The sequence below is a fragment of the Phenylobacterium sp. genome (assembly GCF_036402295.1).
Classification (GTDB): domain Bacteria; phylum Pseudomonadota; class Alphaproteobacteria; order Caulobacterales; family Caulobacteraceae; genus Phenylobacterium.
The window spans coordinates 1-19359 of record NZ_DASWTE010000080.1; the positions used below are offsets into that span (position 1 = coordinate 1).

Here is a 19359-nt window from a genome sequence, read left to right on the forward strand (position 1 = left end):
GATCCGCTTCGGCGACTACCTGAACTCGATCCCGCTGCCGGCCATCCTGTCGGTGTTCCGGGCCGAGGAGCTGAACAACTACGGCCTGCTGACGGTCGACTCGAACCTGATCTACTCGATCGTGGACGTGCTGCTGGGCGGCCGCCGCGGCACTGCCGCCATGCGCATCGAAGGCCGGCCCTACACCACCATCGAGCGCGTGCTGGTTCAGCGGATGGTCGAGGTGGTGCTTTCGGACGCCAAGGAGGCGTTCGAGCCGCTGACGCCGGTGCACTTCACGCTGGACCGCCTGGAGACCAACCCGCGCTTCGCCGCCATCGCCCGGCCGGCCAACGCCGCCATCCTGGTGAAGCTGCGCATCGACATGGAAGATCGCGGCGGGCGCATCGAGCTCCTGCTGCCGTACGCGACCCTCGAGCCGATCCGGAAGATGCTGCTGCAGCAGTTCATGGGCGAGAAGTTCGGCCGCGACAACATCTGGGAAAGCCACCTGGCCACCGAGCTCTGGACCACCCAGACCGAGGTGCGTGCGGTGCTCGACGAGCAGCAGGTCAGCCTGAAGCAGGTGCTGGAGCTGAAGGTCGGCGACACGCTGATGCTGAACGCCACACCCGACAGCCTGATCGAGCTGCGGGCCGGCGCCATTCCCCTCACGCGCGGCCGCATGGGCCGCCGCAACGCCCACATCGCCGTGCGCGTGGAAGCTCCGCTTTCGCCCAGCGCGCGCAGCGCCGTCTCGAGGATGTCATGAGCCTGATCGCCATCGGCATGAACGTGCTGCTCGCCGGCCTCCTGGTCGCGGCCATGGCCGTGGGCCTGCGCCTGAACAAGCGCCTGAAGGCGCTGCGCGACAGCCACGAAGGCTTCGAGATCGCCGTGCGCGAGCTCAACACCGCCGCCGTCCGCGCCGAACAGGGTCTGGCCGACCTGCGCGCCGCCACCGACGAGGCGACCGACATGCTGTCGGACCGCATCGAGAAGGGCCGGCTGCTGGCCGCGAAGCTCGAGAAGCTGATCAGCGCCGCCCCCGAGCTGCCCCGCGCCATGGCCGCCGAGCGGCCCACGCCGCGCGCCATGCCCCCCGTGGACCCGGTCGCGCCGCGGCCGCAGGACGGCGCCGAACAGCGCCTGTCGAACCTGCTGGCCATGGCCCGCTCGCGCCTCGCCGCGCAGGAACCCGCGTCGCATCCGGCGCTCGAGCGTGAGCCGCTGGTCGGCCGCGCCCCGCTGCCGGGCCGCCGCATCGCGACGACCCCGGACGACGACCTCTTCGAGGACGCGCCCGGCGCGTTCGACCGTTTCGCCGGAGCGCGCCGTTGAAATCCGTTCCCCGCATCCTGCCGCTGGTCGGCGTCGCCATCGGCGGCGTGCTGATCGTGAACGCCATGTCGGGCGCGCGCGACCTGCAGGGCCTCCTGACGGGCGCCCAGGCGTTCGCCGAGGAAGCTACGAAGGGCGGCAACCCCGAGGGCAAGGGCGAGAAGAAGGAAGGCGCCGCCACGGGCGAGGCCAAGGACGCCGCCGCCGGACTGCCGGCGCCCACCATCGCGCCCAAGGCCGTCTGCGCCCCCACCGCCGCCGAGCTCGCCAAGCAGGCGGGCCTGTCGCCGGCCGAACTGCAGGTGCTGCAGAGCCTGGGCCAGCGCCGCGGCCAGCTCGACGCCCGCGAGAACGACCTCAACACCCAGCTTGCCCTGATGGCTGCGGCCGAGGCGAAGCTGGACGCCAAGATCAAGGCCCTGAACGGCCTGAAGGCCGAGGTGAACGGGCTGCTCGCCCAGTCCAACACCAAGGAGCAGACCGAGATCGACCGCCTGGTGAAGGTGTTCGAGGGCATGAAGGCCAAGGACGCGGCGCCGCGGCTGGCCGCCCTGGACGACTCCGTGCGGATCAAGATCGCCGCCAAGATGAAGGAGCGCTCGCTCTCGGCGATCATGGCCCAGATGTCGGCCGCCGACGCCAAGAAGCTGACCGAGATGCTGGCGCGCCGCTATTCCGACGCCCAAGCCGCTGCGACCAAGGCCGCGGCCGCCGCCGACGACAAGGCTCCCGCGCCCGCGAAGACGGCGTCGGTCGACCCGACCGCGCCCGAGAAGAAGGCGGCGCCCGTCCGCAAGGCTCCGCCGCGCAAGAAGGCCCCGACCGCCCAGCAGGCCGCCGCCAAGCCGGCCCCGGTCGCCGAGGCGCCGGCCACGCCGTCGGCGCCGCAGCCCTACTCGCCGCCCGCCGCCGCCCCGGCCGCCGCGGCGCCGGCCAAGACCGGGTAGCGCATGACGCTCAGGAAGGCCCTCCGCACCGGGGTCGCCGCGGCCTGCATCGCCAGCGTCGCCGCCCCCGCCGGCATCGCCGCACCTGCGGTCAAGGCCGTCACCCAGCGTGGCGGCCCTGACGTTCGTGTGGCGACCGCGGAGACCTTCTCGCGCATCGAGATCGCCGGCCGCGCCACCGCCACCCGCCAGGGCCAGACGGTGACGCTCGCCATGGCGGGCCATCCGGACGTGGCGCGCCTGATCACCTCGCCGCCCAGGTGGGTGAAGTCGGCCGAGCGCAGGCGGACGGCCGGCGGCGTGCAGGTTGTGCTGACCCTGGCCGACGACGCCGACGCCAAGATCGGCCAGGCCGACGGCGCGACCTACGTCAACGTCTTCGAGAAGGCCGAGCCGACCCCGGCCGCGGCCGCCGAGGCTGTTCCGGTCGCCGAGGCCGAACCGCCGCGCCCCAACCCGCTGCCGCCCGGCGGCGTGGTGCGGATGGACGCCAGGGTCGGTGGCGGCCAGACGCAGCTCTCGTTCACCTGGGCCAACCCGGCCGGCGCCGCCGTCTTCCGGCGGGGCGACGCGATCTGGGTGGTGTTCGACGCCCCGGCCACGCTGGATGTCTCGGCCGCGAGCAAGGCGGTTCGCCCCCTGCGCAGCCTCCAGGCCTTCAAGGGCGCCGACCACGCCGCGATCCGCATCGACGCCGACCCGGACGCCCCGGTCTTCGTCTCGGCGCAGGGCGCCACCTGGACCGTCGCGCTGGGCCCCGGCCCGCAGTCGCAACCCTCGATCGTCCGCATCGGACGCGACGCCGCCGGCGGTCCGGCGACCCTGAAGGCCCCCGTGGCCGGCGCCACGCGGGTGGTGAACCTGCGCGACCCGGTGGTGGGCGACACCCTGACCGTGGTGACCGCGCTGGGGCCGCCGAAGGGCGTGCCGAGCCGTCGCGATTTCGTCGACGCCGCGCTGTTGCCGTCGATCCAGGGCCTGGCCATCGAGCCGCTGGTCGAGGACCTGAGCGTCCAGCGCGAGGGCGAGATCGTCCGGATCAGCCGCGCCAACGGCCTGACCCTGTCGCCCACCTGGGCCACCCGCGACCGCGAGGACGCCAAGCTGGGCGCGCCGCAGCCGGCGGCCATGCCGGCCATCGTGCCGGCCGACTGGGCCAGGACCGGCGAGGGCGGGTTCCTGCGCCGCTACGAAGTGCTGTTCGCCGCCGCCTCCGCCGAGAGCGGGTCGAGGGACCGTGAGGCGCCCGTCGCCGGCCGCATGGCCCTGGCCCGCTTCCTGGTCGGGTCCGAGCTCTCCTTCGAAGCCATCGGCGTGCTGAACGCTCTGGCCCGCGCGCATCCCGAGATGCTCGACGACCCCGAGTTCCGCGGCCTGCGCGGCGTCGCCCGCACCCTGGCCCGCCGCTACGCCGAGGCCGATACCGACTTCTCCGCCCCGTCGCTGGCCGACGACCCGTCGACGGCGCTGTGGCGCTCTTACGTGGCCACCCAACTCGCCCAGTACGCCGAGGCGCGCGCCCTGTTCGTGAAGGGTGTCCAGGCCTACGGCCTGATGTCGCCCTTGTGGAAGTCGCGGTTCGCCCGCGCCGACGCCCAGGCCGCGCTGGGCCAGGGCGACCTGGTCGGCGCCGACGCCCGCATCCGCATGGCGCTGGAGGAGAAGGTCGACCCCGAGGAGCAGCTGCGCGCGCGGCTGATCCAGGCCCGCGTCATCGAGCTGCAGGGCCACAAGGACCGGGCGCTGAAGGTCTACGCCGCCATTTCCGGCGCGCCGGTGGAATCCATCTCCGCGCCGGCGGTGCTGCGCGCCACTCAGATCCGACTGGAACTGGGCCAGATCAAGCCGGCGCAGGCGGCGACGGTGTTCGACAACCTGCGCTACCGCTGGCGCGGCGACGCGACCGAGCTGGAGACCATCCGGGCGCTGGGCCAGCTGTACCTGGCCCAGGGCCGCTACCGCGAGGCGCTGGAGGCGCTGCGCTCAGCGGGTGTGCGACTGCCCGACCTGCCTGAGGCGCTGCAGCTGCAGGCCGACCTGAACGCCGCCTTCCGCGGGCTCTTCCTCGATGGCCTCGCCGACGGGCTGGAGCCCACCCAGGCGCTCGCCCTGTTCTTCGACTTCAAGGAGCTGGCGCCGCTGGGCGCCGACGGCGACCTGATGGTGCGCAAGATCGTCAAACGGCTGGTCGACGTGGACCTGCTGCCCCAGGCCGCCGACCTCCTGAAGTACCAGGCCGAGAACCGCCTCGACGGCGTGCCCAAGGCCCAGGTCTCGACGGACCTGGCCGTCATCTACCTGATGGACCGCAAGCCCGAGCAGGCGCTGCAGGCGATCAACGCCTCGCGCACCACGGTGCTGCCGAACCAACTGAACGCTGAGCGCCGGCTGGTGGAGGCGCGCGCCTGGACCAGCCTCGGCCGCTACGACGGCGCGCTGGAGATCATCGAGCGTGATACCGGCAGGGACGCCGCCGAGCTGCGCGCCGAGATCCTCTGGAAGCAGAAGAACTGGACCGCCGCCGGACCGCTGTTCGAGAAGGGGCTGGGCGACCGCTGGAAGACGGCGACCGCGCTCACCACCGACGAAGAAGGCCGCCTGCTGCGCGCGGGCGTGGCCTACAGCCTGGCCGGGGATGACGCGGCGCTGGCCCGGTTGCAGAGCCGCTACCAGGGCTTCTACGACAAGGCCAACAACCCCGAGGCGCTGCGCATCGCGCTCTCGGGCGCGCCGAGCGGCCGGCTCAGCGTCGGCGACTTCGGCCGCGTCTCGGCCGACAACGAGGTGTTCGCGGGCTGGGTCGAGAAGATGAAGGGCCGCTTCAAGACGCGCCCGGCTCCGGTGGGCGCCGCCAAGGCTCCGGCCGCCGCTCCGGCGCGACAGGCCCAGGCCGTGGCCCCGACCCGCGGCTAAACGCTAGCCTCCGCCGGCGCCCCGCTGGAAGCTCTCCACGAGGCTTCCGGCCACGAGGCGCCAGCCGTCCACCAGGACGAAGAAGATCAGCTTGAAGGGCAGACTGACCACGACGGGCGGCAGCATCATCATGCCCATGCTCATCAGCACGCTGGCGACGACCAGGTCGATCACCAGGAAGGGCACGAAGAGCAGGAAGCCGATCTCGAAGGCGCGTTTCAGCTCCGAGATCATGAAGGCCGGCGTGACGACGCGGATCGGCAGCTCCTGGAGGCTCTGCGGTCGCGGGACCTTCGACAGCCGCATGAAGAGGGCCAGGTCCTCCTGGTCCACCTGGCTCAGCATGAACTGCTTCACCGGCCCGCCCGCGGCGTCGAAGGCGGCGGGCAGCTCCATCTGCTGTTCGAGCAGGGGCCGGACGCCCTCGTTATAGGACCGCTCGAAGGTGGGTCCCATCACGATGGCGCTGAGGAACAGGGCCAGCGAGATCAGCACCGCGTTCGGCGGGCTCTGCTGCAGACCCAGCGCCGTGCGCAGCAGCGACAACACCACCACGATGCGGACGAACGAGGTGGTCATGATGACGATCGAGGGCGCCAGCGACAGCACCGTCAGCAGCGCCACGAGCTGGACGACGCGCTCGGTCAGGCCAGCGCCCGTGCCGAGGTTGACGTTCAGCGTCTGCGCGATCGCGGCGGCGGGCACGATCATCGCCGCGAAGGTCGCGATGGCGGCGATCAGGGCGGCGCGGCGCCAATCCTCGGCGGGCAGCGCGCGGATGGCGGAAAGGATAGCCCGCATCAGGCGGCGTCCTTCGCGTCGAGGTCGGCGATGACCCGGCCTTCGCCCAGCAGGACCAGCCGCTCCTCGCCGTCGCAGGCGACGATCACGATGCGGCGCGCCGGGTCGAGGACGAGCGTCTCGACGACTTTCAGGCGGCGGTCCTTGCGCGGGCCCTGGAAGCGGGCCATCGCCTCGGGCCCGTACTTGCGCAGCGCCACGGCCGCGAGACCGATGAGGCCCAGCGTGAGGACGAGGGCGAAAATGGCGCGGGCGAAGGTGGCGAGGTCCATGGCGGCAGGGTCGTCCTTGAGGAGGCCCATTCGCCGCTGAATCCCTTAAACCAGGATTAACCCTGTTTCTTCAGGATTGCCGGGCATGAACCTGGCCGACATCCCTCTGTTCTCGATGCTTCGCGGCCGCCTGGGCTATCTGGGCGAACGGCAGAAGATCATCGCCCAGAACGTCGCGAACGCCGACACCGCCCGCTACATCTCCCAGGACCTGAAGCCCTACAGCTTCGACGCCCGGGTGGAGATGCAGCGCGCGGGCCAGGCCGGCGTGATGGCGGCCACGCAGCCCGGCCATATCCTGCCGAAGAACGAGCGGCGCGGCCCCGGCGGCCCGATCAAGACCGTCCGCGCGCCCGGCTCCGAGACCACGCTCAACGGCAACGCCGTCGTGCTGGAGGAGGAGATGCTGAAGATGTCGGACGCGCGGATGAACTACGACGCGGCGATCAGTTTCTACCAGAAATCCCTGGGCCTCCTGCGCCTGGCGACCAAGAAGCCCGGCAGCTGAGACAGGAGACCTAGATGGCGGACCCCAAACTGCCGGTCGGCGGCGTCACCCAGGCGATCGCAGCCACCGCGCTCCGCGCCCAGCAGGCGCGCATGCGGATCATCGCCGAGAACCTGGCCAACGCCGACTCCACGTCCAAAACGCCCGGCGGCGATCCCTATCGGCGCCAGGCGCCGGTGTTCACGCCCACCCGCGTCCAGGGGGCGCAAGGCGTGAAGATGTCCAAGGTCGAGCCGGACCAGACCGACTTCCGCCAGGAGTACAATCCCGGCCACCCCTCGGCCGACGCCAAGGGCTATGTGAAGCTGCCGAACGTGAACTCCCTCGTCGAGGCGCTCGACATGCGCCAGGCCCAGAAGGCCTACGAGGCCAACCTCAACGTTATCGAGACGGCGCGCAGCATGGAGATGCGCACGCTGGATCTGCTGAAGAAGTAGGGGCAAGCCGATGATCACCCCCCTTGCCGCCGCCAAGGCCTATGCGTCCGCGCAGAAGGGCGTCGCCGGCATCGGCGAGCCGCTGCCCTCGCTGTCGGGACCGGGCGCGGCCGCCCAGCTCGGCGGCTTCGGCGACATCCTGAAGTCGGCCATGACCGACGCCATGGCGGCGTCGAAGACCGCCGAAAAGCAGATGGCCGCCCAGGTGGCGGGCAAGACCGAGCTGATCGACGTGGTCACCGCGATCTCCGCGGCCGAAGCCAGCCTCGAGACGGTGATCGCCGTCCGGGATCAGGTGATCAGCGCGTATCAAGAGATCATGCGGATGCCGATATGACGGCGCCTATTTGATCTCCCCGCACGCAATCCGAGCGCCGGCGCCGCCGATAGGTTGGGCCTGGTGGTCGTCGGGCGCGGCGTGGATGACCAGGGCCGAGCCGTCCGCGTCCTGGAGCGCCTTCAGCGTCGTCAGGCTGGTGAACATCTCGGCTTTGCCCGTTCCGTCCGCGCCCACATAGAGGTTGGGCAGGTCGCCGGTCTCGTTGGCGGCGGCGTTCAGCAGGCCGTGGACGCCCTTGTCCGCGCCGTGGGTGTGGGCGCCCGCCGAGGTGAAGTCGGCCTTGGAGCAGTCGGCCTTGGCGTGGAAGTGCAGGCCGTGCCAGCCCGGCGTCAGGCCTGTGGCCTCGACCTTCAGCAGCACGCCCTTCGGCGCTTCGGTCAGGGTGGCCTTGCCGGCGCTGGCGCCTGCGCCGGTCTTCAGCGCAACGGTCAACGGATCGGCTGAGGCGGTGGTGGCAGTGAAGGCCAGGATGATGGCCAGGGCGAGGCTGCGGGGCATCGTGCGAACACTCCGGTTTAGCTGCAGAGGCAAGGTGTACCGGCTGGCGACGGCTCCCCCAAGCCCGTGCTACGCCTCGGCCATGGCCGGTCCGCTCATCCAGCTCTCGGGGGTCTCGAAACGCTACGGCGCGCTCGCGGCGCTGGACGGCGTGGACCTGGCGGTGGGCGAGGGGGAGTTCGTGGCCCTGGTGGGCGGCTCGGGCTCAGGCAAGACCACGCTCTTGAAGACGATCAACGGGCTGATCCGGCCCGACGCCGGCCGGATCGCGGTCGCCGGCGAGGACGTGGCGGCCGCCGAGCCGCACCTGCTGCGCCGGCGGATCGGCTACGTCTTCCAGGAGGTGGGCCTGTTCCCCCACCTGACCGTCGCCGAGAACATCGCGATCACGCCGAAACTGCTGGGCTGGGACGCCGGCCGGATGGCGGCGCGCGTGGCGGCGCTGCTGGAGCTGGTGGCGCTCCCGCCGGCGGTGGCGCAGCGGGCGCCCTCCGCGCTGTCGGGTGGACAGCGGCAGCGGGTGGGCGTGGCCCGGGCGCTCGCCGCCGAACCGGCCCTGATGCTGATGGACGAGCCGTTCGGGGCGTTGGACCCGGTGACCCGCGACGCCCTGGGGGCCGAGTACCGGGCGCTGCACGAGCGGCTGGGGCTGACGACGGTGATGGTCACGCACGACATGGCCGAGGCGGTGCTGCTCGCCGACCGGATCGTGGTGCTGGACCACGGCCGCATCCTCGCCGACGGCGCGCCGGCCGACCTGCTGGCGCACGCGCAAGACCCGAACGTTCGCGCCCTGCTGGAGGCGCCGAAACGGCAGGCCGAGCGCTTGCGGGAAAGGCTGGGCGCTTGAGTCCGCGTCTCGCCGCCGCGTTCGAACTGCTGCCCGAGTACCTCGGCTGGCACGTGCTGCTGAGCGTGAGCGCGCTGGCGCTCGGCGTCCTGATCAGCCTGCCGCTGGCGGTGGCGGCGAGCCGCAGCGCGCGGCTCCGGTGGCCGGTGCTGGCGCTGGCGAGCCTCATCCAGACGATCCCCAGCCTGGCCCTACTGGCGCTGTTCTATCCGTTGCTGCTGGCGCTCTCGGCCCTGTCGCAGGCGGTGCTGGGGCAGGGCTTCTCGGCGCTGGGCTTCCTGCCGTCGCTCTTGGCGCTGACGCTCTATTCGATCCTGCCGATCCTGCGGAACGGGGTGACCGGGATCACCGGCGTCGACCCGGCCATCTCGGAGGCCGCCGAGGGCGTGGGCATGACCGGCCGCCAGAAGCTCCTGCAGGTGGAGCTGCCGCTGGCGGCGCCGGTGATCATGGCGGGCGTGCGGACGGCCGCGGTGTGGACCATCGGGGCGGCGACGCTGTCGACGCCGGTCGGCCAGACCAGCCTGGGCAACTACATCTTCGCCGGACTGCAGACCGAGAACTGGGTGTTCGTGCTGTTCGGCTGCGCGGCCTCGGCGGTGCTGGCGCTGGCCGCCGACCAGCTGCTGGGCCTGGTGGAGACCGGCGCGCGGACGCGGCGGCGGGGCCTGGTGATCGCGGGCCTGGCCGGGCTCGTGGTGGGCGCGGGCGTCGCGCTAGCGCCGCTGGTCGGCCTGGGCCAACCGGGGACCTACGTGGTCGGGGCCAAGAACTTCTCGGAGCAGTACATCCTGGCCGAGCTGATGGCCGAACGGCTGGAGCGGACCGGCGCGCACGTGAGCCGCAAGGAGGATCTGGGCTCGGCGGTGGCCTACCGGGCGCTGGCCTCGGGCGAGGTGGACGTCTACGTCGACTACTCGGGCACGCTCTGGACCAACGTGCTCGGCCGCACGGACAATCCCGGCCGCGCCGCGGTGTTGCGCGAGCTGACGGCCGAGCTGAAGCGCCGCGACGGCGTGGTGGTGCTGGGCTCGCTGGGCTTCGAGAACGCCTACGCCTTCGCCATGCGCGCGGACCGGGCGAAAGCGCTGGGCGTGGCGAGCCTGACGGACCTGGCCCGCGAGGCGCCGCGGCTGACCTTGGGCTCGGACCTGGAGTTCCTGTCGCGGCCCGAATGGAGGGCGGTGGATGCGGCCTACGGATTCTCGTTCCGCACCGAGCGCTCGTTCCAGCCCACCTTCATGTACCGGGCGCTGGCGTCGGGAGACGCCGACGTGATCAGCGCGTTCTCGTCCGACGGGCGCATCGCCGCCGACCGGCTGGTGGTGCTGGCCGACCCGAAGGGCGCGATCCCGCCTTACGATGCGGTGATCCTGATCTCGCCGAAGCGGGCGGGCGACCGGCGGCTGGTCGAGGCGATGCGGCCTCTCGTCGGCGCAATCTCGGTGGAGGCGATGCGCGCCGCCAACTACAGCGTCGATCGCGACGCGGGGAAGGTGACGCCGGCCGAGGCGGCGCGTTCCCTCCCTTGATGGGGAGGGACAGGCGGCGAAGCCGCCAGGGTGGGGAAGTGTCGATCCTCACCGACGTCAGCACACTGGCCCTCACTCCCTCACCCTGGCCGCTGGCGCGGCCTGTCCCTCCCCATCAAGGGAGGGGAAGGGTTAACCCGCTCTAGCCTTTCGTTAACCATGACCGGCGAGATTTAGGGACCGGCGGCGCGATCGCCGCCCCTGTTTCCGCATGAGGTTTTCGATGAACGGCGCCGAGGTTCTGGACGTCGGGCGTGACGCCATCTGGCTGACCATCCAGCTCTGCGCGCCGGTGCTCATCGTCGGCCTGATCGTGGGCGTCGGCATCGGCCTCCTGCAGGCGCTGACCCAGATCCAGGAGCAGACGCTCGTCTATGCGCCGAAGATCGTCGCGATCTTCGTGTCGTTGCTCGTCTTCCTGCCCCTGATGGGCGCGCTGATGAGCGGCTTCATGCGCAACATCGCGGCCCGCATCGCGGGCATGTGAGAGCGGGCGGGCGCGTGGAATCCTACGCCACAGCCCAGCAGGTCTACGCCGCCGGCCTCGTCTTCGCGCGGCTGGGCGCGGTGATCATGCTGTTGCCCGGCCTGGGCGAGACGTTCATTCCGCCCCGCATACGCCTGTCCTTCGCGCTGGCGCTCTCGCTGATGCTGTTCCCCCTGCTGGTCGGCAAGGTCCCGCCGATCCCCACGGCCCCGGCCGACATGACGCTCATGGTGATCAAGGAGCTGCTGATCGGCCTGCTGATCGGGGGCGTCCTGCGGATGTTCATGACCTCGCTGGCGACGGCCGGCGAGATCGTCTCCCTCCAGACGACGCTGTCGTTCGCCCAGACCGCCAACCCGATGCAGGCCACGCCTTCGACCACCGTGGGCACCTTCCTCGGCCTGATCGGTATCGTCCTGATCTTCGCCACCGACCTCGATCACCTGTTCGTGGCCGCCATCGTGAAGTCGTTCGACCTGTTCCCCTTCGGCCGCGACGTGCCGGTGGCCGATGCGGCCCAGCTGGCGGTGCAGACGCTCGCCAAGTCGTTCGCGCTGGGCCTGCAACTCTCAGCGCCGGTGATCGTGTTCTCGCTGATCTTCAACGTCGCGCTGGGGCTGGTGAACCGGGTGATGCCGCAGTTCCAGGTGTTCTTCGCCGCCACGCCGCTGATCGTGCTCCTGGGGCTGTCGATCTTCGCGCTTAGCCTGGGCACGATCGGGATGGTCTGGATCGACCGCTATCGTGACCTCGTCGGGACCTTCGTGACGCCATGAGCGAAGGTCCCGATCGCGAGTCAAAGACAGAAGAGGCGACACCCCAGAAGCTCGAGAAGGCTCGGCAGAAGGGCGACGTCCCCAAGACCATGGACCTGCCCCAGTTCGCCACCCTGGCGGCCGTGTCGGGCGTGGTCCTGCTGGCCGGCGGGTGGATGTCGCGCAACCTGGCCACCCAGCTCCTGCCGTTCATCGCCCAGCCCGACGCCATGTCGCTGGAGGGCCGCGGCGGCGTCGACATCTTCCGCTATGCGATGGTGGCCACCGCGCCGATCCTGATCGCGGTGATGGCGGCGGCCGCGGTGTCCGGGACCGGCGCAAACCTGATCCAGTCGGGCCTGCGGATCACCCCCGACAAGCTGAAGCCCGACTTCAGCAAGGTCTCGCCGCGCAAGGGCTTCGGGCGCCTGTTCGGCCCTGACGGGCTGATGCAGTTCGCCAAGTCGACCGTGAAGGTGGTGATCATCGGCCTCCTGGCCTGGTGGGTGTTGAAGCCCTATGCGCCGCAGCTCGCAGGCCTGGCGGCGTTGGACCCGTCGGCGATCCTGCCGCTGTGCCTCGACATCTTCCGGCGGCTGGTCTTCTCCGTCCTGGCCCTGACCCTGGTGGTCGCCGGCGGCGACTGGCTCTGGCAGCGCCAGCGCTTCATGGTCCGCCAGCGGATGACCAAGGAAGAGGTCAAGGAAGACTACAAGAACACCGAGGGCGATCCACACGTGAAGGCGCGCCAGCGGCAGATCCGTTACACGCGCGCGCGCCAGCGCATGATGCAGGCGGTGCCCGAGGCCACCGTCGTGGTCATGAACCCGACCCACTACGCCGTGGCGCTGAAATACGAGCAGGGCGAGAGCGCCGCGCCGACCTGCGTCGCCAAGGGCCTCGACTCGCTCGCGCTGAAGATCCGCTCGGTGGCCGAGGAGTCCGGCGTGCCGGTGATCGAGGATCCGCCGCTGGCTCGGGCGCTCTACGCCGCCGTCGACATCGACGAGATGATCCCGCCGGCCCACTATGAAGCCGTCGCCAAGATCATCGGCTTCATCCTCAACTCGGCCCAGCGCCGCCCCCGCGCGGCCAGGCCTCTGTAAGCTATTGGCTCTGTGACAGAATGCAGTCGACCGAATCGCCGGAAGTGCTGAGCCCATCCATGGCCGAGCCGCCGTCCAAGACCCGCAAGGCCGACTTCCTCACGGCGTTCGCCGTGGTGTTCTTCCTGCTCGCCGTCGTGTTCGCGAGCGCGCCGCTGCTCAACGCGCCCTTCGAGGCGCTGGGCAGCTCGCTGCTGCTGATCGGGCTGGCGGGGGTGTCCTGCATCGGGATCTTCGTCCTGCGCGGCACGCCGGAGGACGCGCCGGCCGAGGAGGCTGGAGCCGAGGCCTTCCTCTCGGCGCTGGACGAACCGGCCGCCGTCGTCGCCCCCGACGGGCGGCTGCTCACCACCAACCCGGCCTGGCGCGAGGCGATGGGCAGCCAGCCGCGCCTGCCCAAGAGCGGCGCGGCCGCGTCCAGCCTGTTCGGCGCGCTGGCCGCCGCCCGCCGGGGCGAATTGGGCCGCGCGCCGGTCAAGGCCGGCGGCCAGGAGCGCGAGGCGCTGGTTTCGCCGATCGGGCCCCGCCGGTTCCTGGTGCGGCTGGCCGGGCGCGACGGGCCCCTGGCCCTGCCGTCGTCGGCGATGGAGGTGCTGAACGCCGTGGCCAGCGCCAAGGCGCCGCCGCCCAAGGTGCTGGACGCATTCGCCGCGGCCTCGCCGTTCGGCGCCGCGCTGCTGGACGGCGACGATCCCTTCGAGGCCCGCATCGTCGAGGCCAACCCCGCGTTGGCGGCCCTGGCCAAGGGCGGCGAGGCCGGCCAACTGTTCGGCGCGCTGATCGAACCCGCCAGCCGCCTGGACGCCGGCATGCGGCTGCCCGAGCACAAGGACGGCCACGCGCCGCTGGAAGTCCGGCTCGCCCACGACCCGACCCGGATCGCCCACCTCTACCTGTCGCAGAGCGGCGGCCGCTGGGTGGCCTATCTCGTCGACGTGTCCGAGCAGAAGCAGGTCGAGCTGCAGCTCGCCCAGAGCCAGAAGATGCAGGCCATCGGCCAGCTGGCCGGCGGCGTGGCGCACGACTTCAACAACCTCCTGACCGCCATCCTCATGCAGCTGGACGTGCTGGCGACCCGGCACCCGGTGGGCGACCCCAGCTACGAGGGCCTGAACGAGATCAAGCAGACCTCGATGCGGGCCGCCGACCTGGTCCGCAAGCTGCTGGCGTTCTCGCGCAAGCAGACGGTCCAGCGCGAGATCCTGGACGTGGGCGAGATGGTCTCGGAGTCGGAGGTGCTGCTGCGCCGGCTGCTCTACGAGGACATCAAGCTGGTCACCGACTACGGCCGCAACCTGCCGCAGGTGCGCGCCGACCGCGGCCAGCTGGACACCGCGGTGATGAACCTGGTGGTCAACGCCCGCGACGCGATCCGCAGCCATGGCGGCGGGGTGATCAATATCCGCACCGCCCGCGTCACCCAGGACGAGGCCCGCAGCCTGGGCTATCCGACCGCTCAGGGCGATCACGCGATGATCGAGGTCAGCGACGACGGCCCCGGCATCCCGGCGGAGGTCAAGGAGAAGATCTTCGAGCCGTTCTTCACCACCAAGGCGGTGGGCGAGGGCACCGGCCTGGGCCTCGCCACCGTCTACGGCATCGTCAAGCAGTCGGACGGTTGGATCGCGGTGGACTCCAAGCCCGGCGAGGGCGCGGCGTTCCGCATCTTCCTGCCGGTGCATGTGGGGCCTGTGGCGGTGGCGCCCGTCCCCGCCGCCGAGTCTTCGCCGCCCAAGCGGCCCGCGGCGCGGGACCTCTCGGGGGCCGGCCGGATCCTGTTCGTCGAGGACGAGGACGCGGTGCGCGGCGTCGCCGCCAAGCTGCTGCGCGCCCGCGGCTACGAGGTGATCGAGGCGGCCAGCGGCGAGGAGGCCCTGGAATACGCCGAGAGCCACGCCGGCGAGATCGACCTGATGATCTCCGATGTGGTGATGCCCGGCATGCAGGGCCCGGACCTGTTGAAGCAGGCTCGCCAGTACCTCGGATCGGCCCCGGTGATGTTCATCTCCGGCTACGCCGAGAGCGAGTTCTCCGATCTGCTGGAGGGCGAGCGCAACGTGTCGTTCCTGCCCAAGCCCATCGACATCAAGACCCTGGCCGAGCGCGTGAAGCAGGAGCTGCAGAAGGCTGCGTAGCGGCTAGCGGCGTTGCTTGCGCCGCAGCGGGGCCTGCGCGCAGGATCGCGGCCATGAACGAGCTCGCTCGCCCGCCCCGCCACCGCCTTCCCGCCCAGCACATGGTGGCCGCCGCGGTCGGCGCGGTGGCGTTCGGGGCGATGGCCGTGGGCGCCGTCGCCATCGGCCGCCTCGTGGTGGGACACCTGATCATGGGCAGGGTGCGCGTGCGCCGCATCGAGGTCGACGAGCTGACCGTCGGCCGCCTCACCGTCCGCGAGCGCCGCTAGCCGAACCTCTTGCGCGCAGGCGCTTGTCGCGCGACCGTACCGGCAATCAGAAAGAACGGTATGGGAGGACGGTCGATGGCGGGTGTGAATCCGAACGGGAAGCTGAAGGGCAAGGTGGCCCTGGTCACCGGCGCGAGCCGCGGCATCGGCGAGGCGATCGCCGTGCGGCTGGCCATGGAAGGCGCCAAGGTGGCGGTCTCCGCGCGGACCGCGGAGGAGGGCGACAGCAAGCTCCCCGGCACCCTGCACGCCACCGTCGACCGCATCCGTGGCTTCGGGGGGACCGCCACCGCCATCAAGGCCGATCTCTCGCAGGAGGCCGACCGCGAGCGGCTGGTGGCCGAGACGGTCGCCGCCTACGGCCCGGTCGACATCCTGGTGAACGACGCGGCGGTGACCTTCTTCATCCCCGTGGAGACGTTCCCCAAGAAGCGCTTCGACCTGATGATGGAGGTGCAGGTGTGGGCGCCGTTCCACCTGGCCCAGCTGGTGCTGCCGTCCATGCGCGAGAAGAAGTCGGGCTGGATCGTCAACATCTCGTCCGGCGCCGGCATCCACCCGAAGCAGCCCTACAACCGGCGCGGCGGCGGCACGGTCTACGGCATGTGCAAGGCGGCGCTGGAGCGCTTCACCACGGGGCTCGCGTCGGAGGTCTACGACGACGGCATCGCGGTCAACGTGGTCTCGCCGGGGCTGGTGGACACGCCCGGCGTGGCGGTGCACGGCCTGATCAACGAACAGACCAAGGACCGCGTCCAGCCGATCAAGTTCATCGCCGAGGCGGTCTACCAGCTTTCCAGCGGCGACCCGAAAACCATGACGGGCCGTATCGACTACGCCGAGCCTTTCCTGAAAGAGTTGGGAATCGCGCCCACCGAGCTGGTTCCATGATCGAACAGACCGTCGAGATCCCCACCCGGGACGGCAAGGCCACCACCTTCATCGCCCATCCCGAGCGCGGCGGGCCGCACCCGATCGTGCTGTTCTTCATGGACGCGCCGGCGATCCGCGAGGAGTTGCGCGACATGGCCCGGCGGATCGCGACGGCCGGCTACTACGTGATGCTGCCCAACCTCTACTACCGCAAGGGCGTGCTGGAGCTGGCCGACCTGCCGCCGCTGCCCGAGGCCGAGGCGCGGGCGCGGATGTTCGAGCTGATGGGCTCGATCAGCATCCCGATGGTGATGAGCGACGCCGACGCGCTGCTGGACTACGCCGACCGCGACCGGGCCGCGAGCCCCGGGCCCGCGGCGGCCATCGGCTACTGCATGAGCGGCCAGTACGCGATCAACGCCGCGGCCCGGCATCCCGAGCGCGTCGCCTGCGCGGCGTCGCTCTACGGCGTGCAGCTGGTGACGGACGCGCCCGACAGCCCGCACCTGGCGGCGCAGAAGGCCGACGCCGAGCTCTACTTCGCCTGCGCCGAGCACGATGCGTATGCGCCGCTCGAAATGGTGCAGGCGCTGGACGCCTCGCTGAAGCAGGCCGGCGTCAACGCCGAGGTCGAGGTCTACCGCGACGTCCACCACGGCTTCGCCTTCCCGCAGCGCGGCGCGGTCTACGACAAGACCGCCGCCGAGCGGCACTGGGAGCGGCTGTTCGCACTGTTCCGACGGAATTTGGGGTAGTCCAACCCAGCGGTGTCATCCTGGTTTCGCGAAGCGAAGACCGGGATGACAACTGGTGGGGCGGCTAGCGCGGCCGCTGGGCCACCACCGGCGGCACCCAGCCCTCCTCCAGCGACTTCAGGGGGTGCGAGGCGGTGACCATGCCCATGAACGGCGGCCAGATGTCGTAGCCCAGGAGGGTCTTCAGGCGGGGCGACATCTCGCGGACCATCTCCTTGGGGATGGAGAGGCGCCATTCCTCCTGGGTGCGCGCCCAGGGCTCGCAATACTGGTTGGTGAAGGCGAGCCGCGGACGGTCCGTGCGGTTGCCGCCCCCGCGGTGGAGCAACGTGCCGGCCATGACGAAGGCCGCGCCGGCGGGCACCTCCATGGGCACGAGCATCGCCTCCAACTCCTCGGGCTTCGGGCGGGCCGGGTCCGATGGATCGCCCCACAGATGGCTGCCGGGGATCACCTCGGTGCAGCCGTTGGCCTGGGTGAAGGGGTCGACCGCGGCGATGAGGGTGAAGCTGATGGCCGGCCGCGGCCGGGGCTGGCGGTAGAAGCCGTCGTCGAAGTGGATCGACTGGGGCACCTCGCCCGGATTGATGCGGATCGACTGGCTGGCCGTGAGCTGGAAGCCCGGCTGGAGGAAGCGCTCCATCAGCGCCATCACCCGGGCGTCCTCAGCCAGGTCCTCAAACACCTTGCCGCGGGCGACGAGGGTGTAGACGCGCTCGGTCTTGAGCCCCTCGAAGTCGTTGCGGCCGTGGTGACTGTCCTCGTAGGGCGCCAGCGTGTCGCGGACGCGCTGGATGGTTTCGGCGTCCATGAAGTCGGGGATCACCGTGAAGCCCTGCGCGCGGATTTCGGCGGCGTGGGCGTCGGCGTCGAAGCGGGCGGTCGGTTTGTCCATTTCGCTCGGCCTTTCGCGCGGTATTCTAACTCTAAGAGAGCCGGCCGGGAGGCGTCATGGTCCAATCGCTGCAAATCCGCCGTACCGCCGGCGCCCTCGGCGCCGAGATTTCGGGCGTCGATCTCAGCCAGGAGCTGCCCGACCGGACCATCGCGGCGATCCGCCAGGCGCTCGTCGAGCACCAGGTGATCTTCTTCCGCGACCAGGACCTGACGCCGGCCCAGCAGGTGGCGTTCGGCAAGCGGTTCGGGCCGCTGAACATCCATCCGTACGTCGCCGGCATGGCCGGGCAGCCCGAAGTCATGGAGATCATCAAGGAGCCCTCCGACAAGATCAATTTCGGCGGCGGCTGGCACTCGGACATGAGCTTCCTGCAGACGCCGGCGATCGGCTCGATCCTCTATGCGGTCGAGCTGCCGGAGTGGGGCGGCGATACCCTGTTCGCGAGCCAGGCGGCGGCGTTCGAGGCGCTGTCGCCGGGGCTGCAGCGGACACTGGAGGGGCTGTACGCGGTGCATTCGGCCAGCCGCGAGTACTCCGCCCAGGGCGCCTCGGCGCAGAAGCGCGGCTCGATGAGCGTGGCCGAGGCCGACGGCTATGTCGGCGAGTTCGTCCACCCGATGGTGCTGGTCCACCCGGAGACGAAGCGCAAGGCGCTGTACGTGAACCCGGCCTTCACGCTCAGGATCGACGGCTGGAAGACGAAGGAGTCGAAGGCGCTGTTGGACTACCTGTTCGACCACTGCCGCTACGAGGCGTTCACGACCCGGTTCCAGTGGGCGAAGGGGTCCGTGGCCTTCTGGGACAACCGCTCGGTCTGGCACTTCGCGCTCAACGACTACCCCGGCCAGCGGCGGCACATGCGCCGCGTGACGGTCGACCCGTGGCCGGCCGAGGCGAAGGTCACCGCGGCGGCGGAGTAGCTAGGAACGCCTGCACGCCCTCGGCCGCCGCCAGCCCTGTCGCGAAGGTCGCCTGTAGCAGGTAGCCGCCGGTGGGGGCTTCCCAGTCGAGCATCTCGCCGGCGACGAAGACGCCGGGGCGGGCCTTCAGCATCAGGCGCTCGTCCACGGCGTCGAGGCGGACGCCGCCGGCCGACGAGATCGCGCGGGCCAGGCCCTGGACGCCGGTCAGGCGGATCGGCGCGGCCTTGATGGCGTGGGCCAGGGCGCCGGGCCCGGTCGGCAGGTCCTTGCCGTGGGCTTCGCGCAGCAGGTTGGTCTCGACGGGTGAGAGCTTGAGCGCCTTGCGCAGGTGGTTGGAGAGCGACTGGCCGGGCTTGCGGTGGCTGAGGCGCGCGGTGAGGGCGCCGGCGGTCATGTCGGGGCGCAGGTCGAAGGTGACCGTCGCCGAGCCGTCTGCCGCGATGGCGTCGCGCAGCGCGGCGGAGAGGGCGTAGAGCGCGCCGCCCTCCACTCCATAGGCGGCGACCATGGCCTCGCCGCGGACGGTGCGGTCGCGGAAGCTTAGCGCGATGCCCTTCAGCGGCTGGCCGGCGAAGCCGCGCATCACCGGGCTCCAGGCCACGTCGAAGCCCATGTTGGCCGGGCGGAACGGCGCAACGTCGGGGAGCCAGGCCGCCCAGGCGCCATCGGAACCCAGGCGCGGCCAGCTCGCGCCGCCGAGGGCGAGGATCGTGGCGTCGGGGCGCTCGGTCGTCTCGCCG

The 19359-nt window shown here is 71.0% G+C and carries 22 protein-coding genes; 17 read left to right on the top strand and 5 right to left on the bottom strand.

The window, feature by feature from the left end; all coding sequences use genetic code 11:
- The 4 genes from fliM to VGD44_RS05325 form a co-directional block, all read left to right on the top strand.
- Positions 1–751, top strand: a 751-nt coding sequence (gene fliM, locus VGD44_RS05310) for a flagellar motor switch protein FliM (RefSeq protein WP_331084628.1), incomplete at its 5' end; no start/stop codon positions are given.
- Positions 748–1320 carry a DUF6468 domain-containing protein gene (locus VGD44_RS05315; RefSeq protein WP_331084630.1) on the top strand — a complete coding sequence of 191 codons (573 nt, stop codon included), beginning with the start codon at positions 748–750 and terminating at the stop codon, positions 1318–1320. The genes fliM and VGD44_RS05315, both read left to right, overlap by 4 nt.
- Positions 1317–2267 carry a hypothetical protein gene (locus tag VGD44_RS05320; RefSeq protein ID WP_331084632.1) on the top strand — a complete coding sequence of 317 codons (951 nt, stop codon included), beginning with the start codon at positions 1317–1319 and terminating at the stop codon, positions 2265–2267. Before VGD44_RS05315 ends, VGD44_RS05320 begins: the two co-directional genes overlap by 4 nt.
- A gap of 3 nt (positions 2268–2270) precedes the next feature.
- Positions 2271–5180: an endoglucanase gene (locus tag VGD44_RS05325; protein WP_331084634.1), complete on the top strand. Its 2910-nt coding sequence runs from the start codon at positions 2271–2273 to the stop codon at positions 5178–5180.
- A 3-nt stretch (positions 5181–5183) separates the two neighbouring features.
- Here VGD44_RS05325 and fliP read toward each other — a convergent pair whose 3' ends face one another.
- Both fliP and VGD44_RS05335 read right to left on the bottom strand, forming a co-directional pair.
- On the bottom strand, positions 5184–5981 hold the full coding sequence (gene fliP, locus VGD44_RS05330) for a flagellar type III secretion system pore protein FliP (protein ID WP_331084636.1): 798 nt from the start codon (positions 5979–5981) through the stop codon (positions 5184–5186).
- A complete protein-coding gene (locus VGD44_RS05335) occupies positions 5981–6253 on the bottom strand; it encodes a flagellar biosynthetic protein FliO (RefSeq protein WP_331084668.1) in 273 nt (90 codons plus the stop codon). The genes fliP and VGD44_RS05335 overlap by 1 nt, the downstream gene beginning before the upstream one ends.
- Positions 6254–6338: 85 nt before the next feature.
- Between VGD44_RS05335 and VGD44_RS05340 the strand changes: the two genes are divergently transcribed.
- The 3 genes from VGD44_RS05340 to fliE are packed head-to-tail and all read left to right on the top strand — an operon-like array spanning position 6339 to position 7535.
- Positions 6339–6761 carry a flagellar basal body rod protein FlgB gene (locus VGD44_RS05340; protein WP_331084638.1) on the top strand — a complete coding sequence of 141 codons (423 nt, stop codon included), beginning with the start codon at positions 6339–6341 and terminating at the stop codon, positions 6759–6761.
- A gap of 14 nt (positions 6762–6775) precedes the next feature.
- A complete protein-coding gene (gene flgC, locus VGD44_RS05345) occupies positions 6776–7198 on the top strand; it encodes a flagellar basal body rod protein FlgC (protein ID WP_331084640.1) in 423 nt (140 codons plus the stop codon).
- Positions 7199–7208: 10 nt separating this feature from the next.
- Positions 7209–7535 (top strand): flagellar hook-basal body complex protein FliE, encoded by a 327-nt coding sequence (gene fliE, locus VGD44_RS05350; protein ID WP_331084642.1) that lies wholly within the window; start codon positions 7209–7211, stop codon positions 7533–7535.
- Between the two features lie 6 nt (positions 7536–7541).
- On the opposite strand, the gene VGD44_RS05355 is transcribed toward fliE, so the two are convergent.
- Positions 7542–8036 (bottom strand): superoxide dismutase family protein, encoded by a 495-nt coding sequence (locus VGD44_RS05355; RefSeq protein WP_331084644.1) that lies wholly within the window; start codon positions 8034–8036, stop codon positions 7542–7544.
- An 82-nt stretch (positions 8037–8118) separates the two neighbouring features.
- Between VGD44_RS05355 and VGD44_RS05360 the strand changes: the two genes are divergently transcribed.
- The 9 genes from VGD44_RS05360 to VGD44_RS05400 all read left to right on the top strand — a co-directional run bounded on the left by VGD44_RS05360 (position 8119) and on the right by VGD44_RS05400 (position 16798).
- Entirely contained in the window at positions 8119–8886 is a 768-nt protein-coding gene (locus tag VGD44_RS05360) for an ABC transporter ATP-binding protein (protein ID WP_331084646.1), read from the top strand.
- A complete protein-coding gene (locus VGD44_RS05365) occupies positions 8883–10418 on the top strand; it encodes a glycine betaine ABC transporter substrate-binding protein (protein WP_331084648.1) in 1536 nt (511 codons plus the stop codon). The genes VGD44_RS05360 and VGD44_RS05365 overlap by 4 nt, the downstream gene beginning before the upstream one ends.
- Positions 10419–10641: 223 nt before the next feature.
- Positions 10642–10905, top strand: coding sequence for a flagellar biosynthesis protein FliQ (gene fliQ, locus VGD44_RS05370; protein WP_331084650.1), 264 nt, complete (start codon positions 10642–10644; stop codon positions 10903–10905).
- A gap of 14 nt (positions 10906–10919) precedes the next feature.
- Entirely contained in the window at positions 10920–11681 is a 762-nt protein-coding gene (gene fliR, locus VGD44_RS05375) for a flagellar biosynthetic protein FliR (RefSeq protein WP_331084652.1), read from the top strand.
- Entirely contained in the window at positions 11678–12766 is a 1089-nt protein-coding gene (gene flhB / locus VGD44_RS05380) for a flagellar biosynthesis protein FlhB (protein WP_331084654.1), read from the top strand. Before fliR ends, flhB begins: the two co-directional genes overlap by 4 nt.
- 20 nt (positions 12767–12786) lie before the next feature.
- On the top strand, positions 12787–14901 hold the full coding sequence (cckA, locus tag VGD44_RS05385; RefSeq protein WP_414694616.1) for a cell cycle histidine kinase CckA: 2115 nt from the start codon (positions 12787–12789) through the stop codon (positions 14899–14901).
- A 53-nt stretch (positions 14902–14954) separates the two neighbouring features.
- The gene (locus tag VGD44_RS05390; protein WP_331084656.1) at positions 14955–15170 is read left to right on the top strand and encodes a hypothetical protein; all 216 of its coding nucleotides are present in this window, start codon (positions 14955–14957) and stop codon (positions 15168–15170) included.
- Positions 15171–15245: 75 nt separating this feature from the next.
- Positions 15246–16061: an SDR family NAD(P)-dependent oxidoreductase gene (locus VGD44_RS05395; protein ID WP_331084658.1), complete on the top strand. Its 816-nt coding sequence runs from the start codon at positions 15246–15248 to the stop codon at positions 16059–16061.
- Positions 16058–16798, top strand: a complete 741-nt coding sequence (locus VGD44_RS05400; protein ID WP_331084660.1) for a dienelactone hydrolase family protein — start codon at positions 16058–16060, stop codon at positions 16796–16798. The genes VGD44_RS05395 and VGD44_RS05400 overlap by 4 nt, the downstream gene beginning before the upstream one ends.
- Before the next feature lie 64 nt (positions 16799–16862).
- Here the strand turns inward: VGD44_RS05400 and VGD44_RS05405 are convergent, their stop codons facing one another.
- Complete coding sequence (locus VGD44_RS05405; RefSeq protein WP_331084662.1) at positions 16863–17693, bottom strand: phytanoyl-CoA dioxygenase family protein; 831 nt, start codon at positions 17691–17693, stop codon at positions 16863–16865.
- Between the two features lie 56 nt (positions 17694–17749).
- On the opposite strand from VGD44_RS05405, the gene VGD44_RS05410 reads away from it, so the two are divergent.
- Positions 17750–18616 carry a TauD/TfdA dioxygenase family protein gene (locus tag VGD44_RS05410; protein ID WP_331084664.1) on the top strand — a complete coding sequence of 289 codons (867 nt, stop codon included), beginning with the start codon at positions 17750–17752 and terminating at the stop codon, positions 18614–18616.
- Here VGD44_RS05410 and VGD44_RS05415 read toward each other — a convergent pair.
- Positions 18597–19359 (bottom strand): TIGR03862 family flavoprotein (locus tag VGD44_RS05415; RefSeq protein WP_331084666.1); only part of this gene is annotated, 763 nt, incomplete at its 5' end. The genes VGD44_RS05410 and VGD44_RS05415 overlap by 20 nt on opposite strands.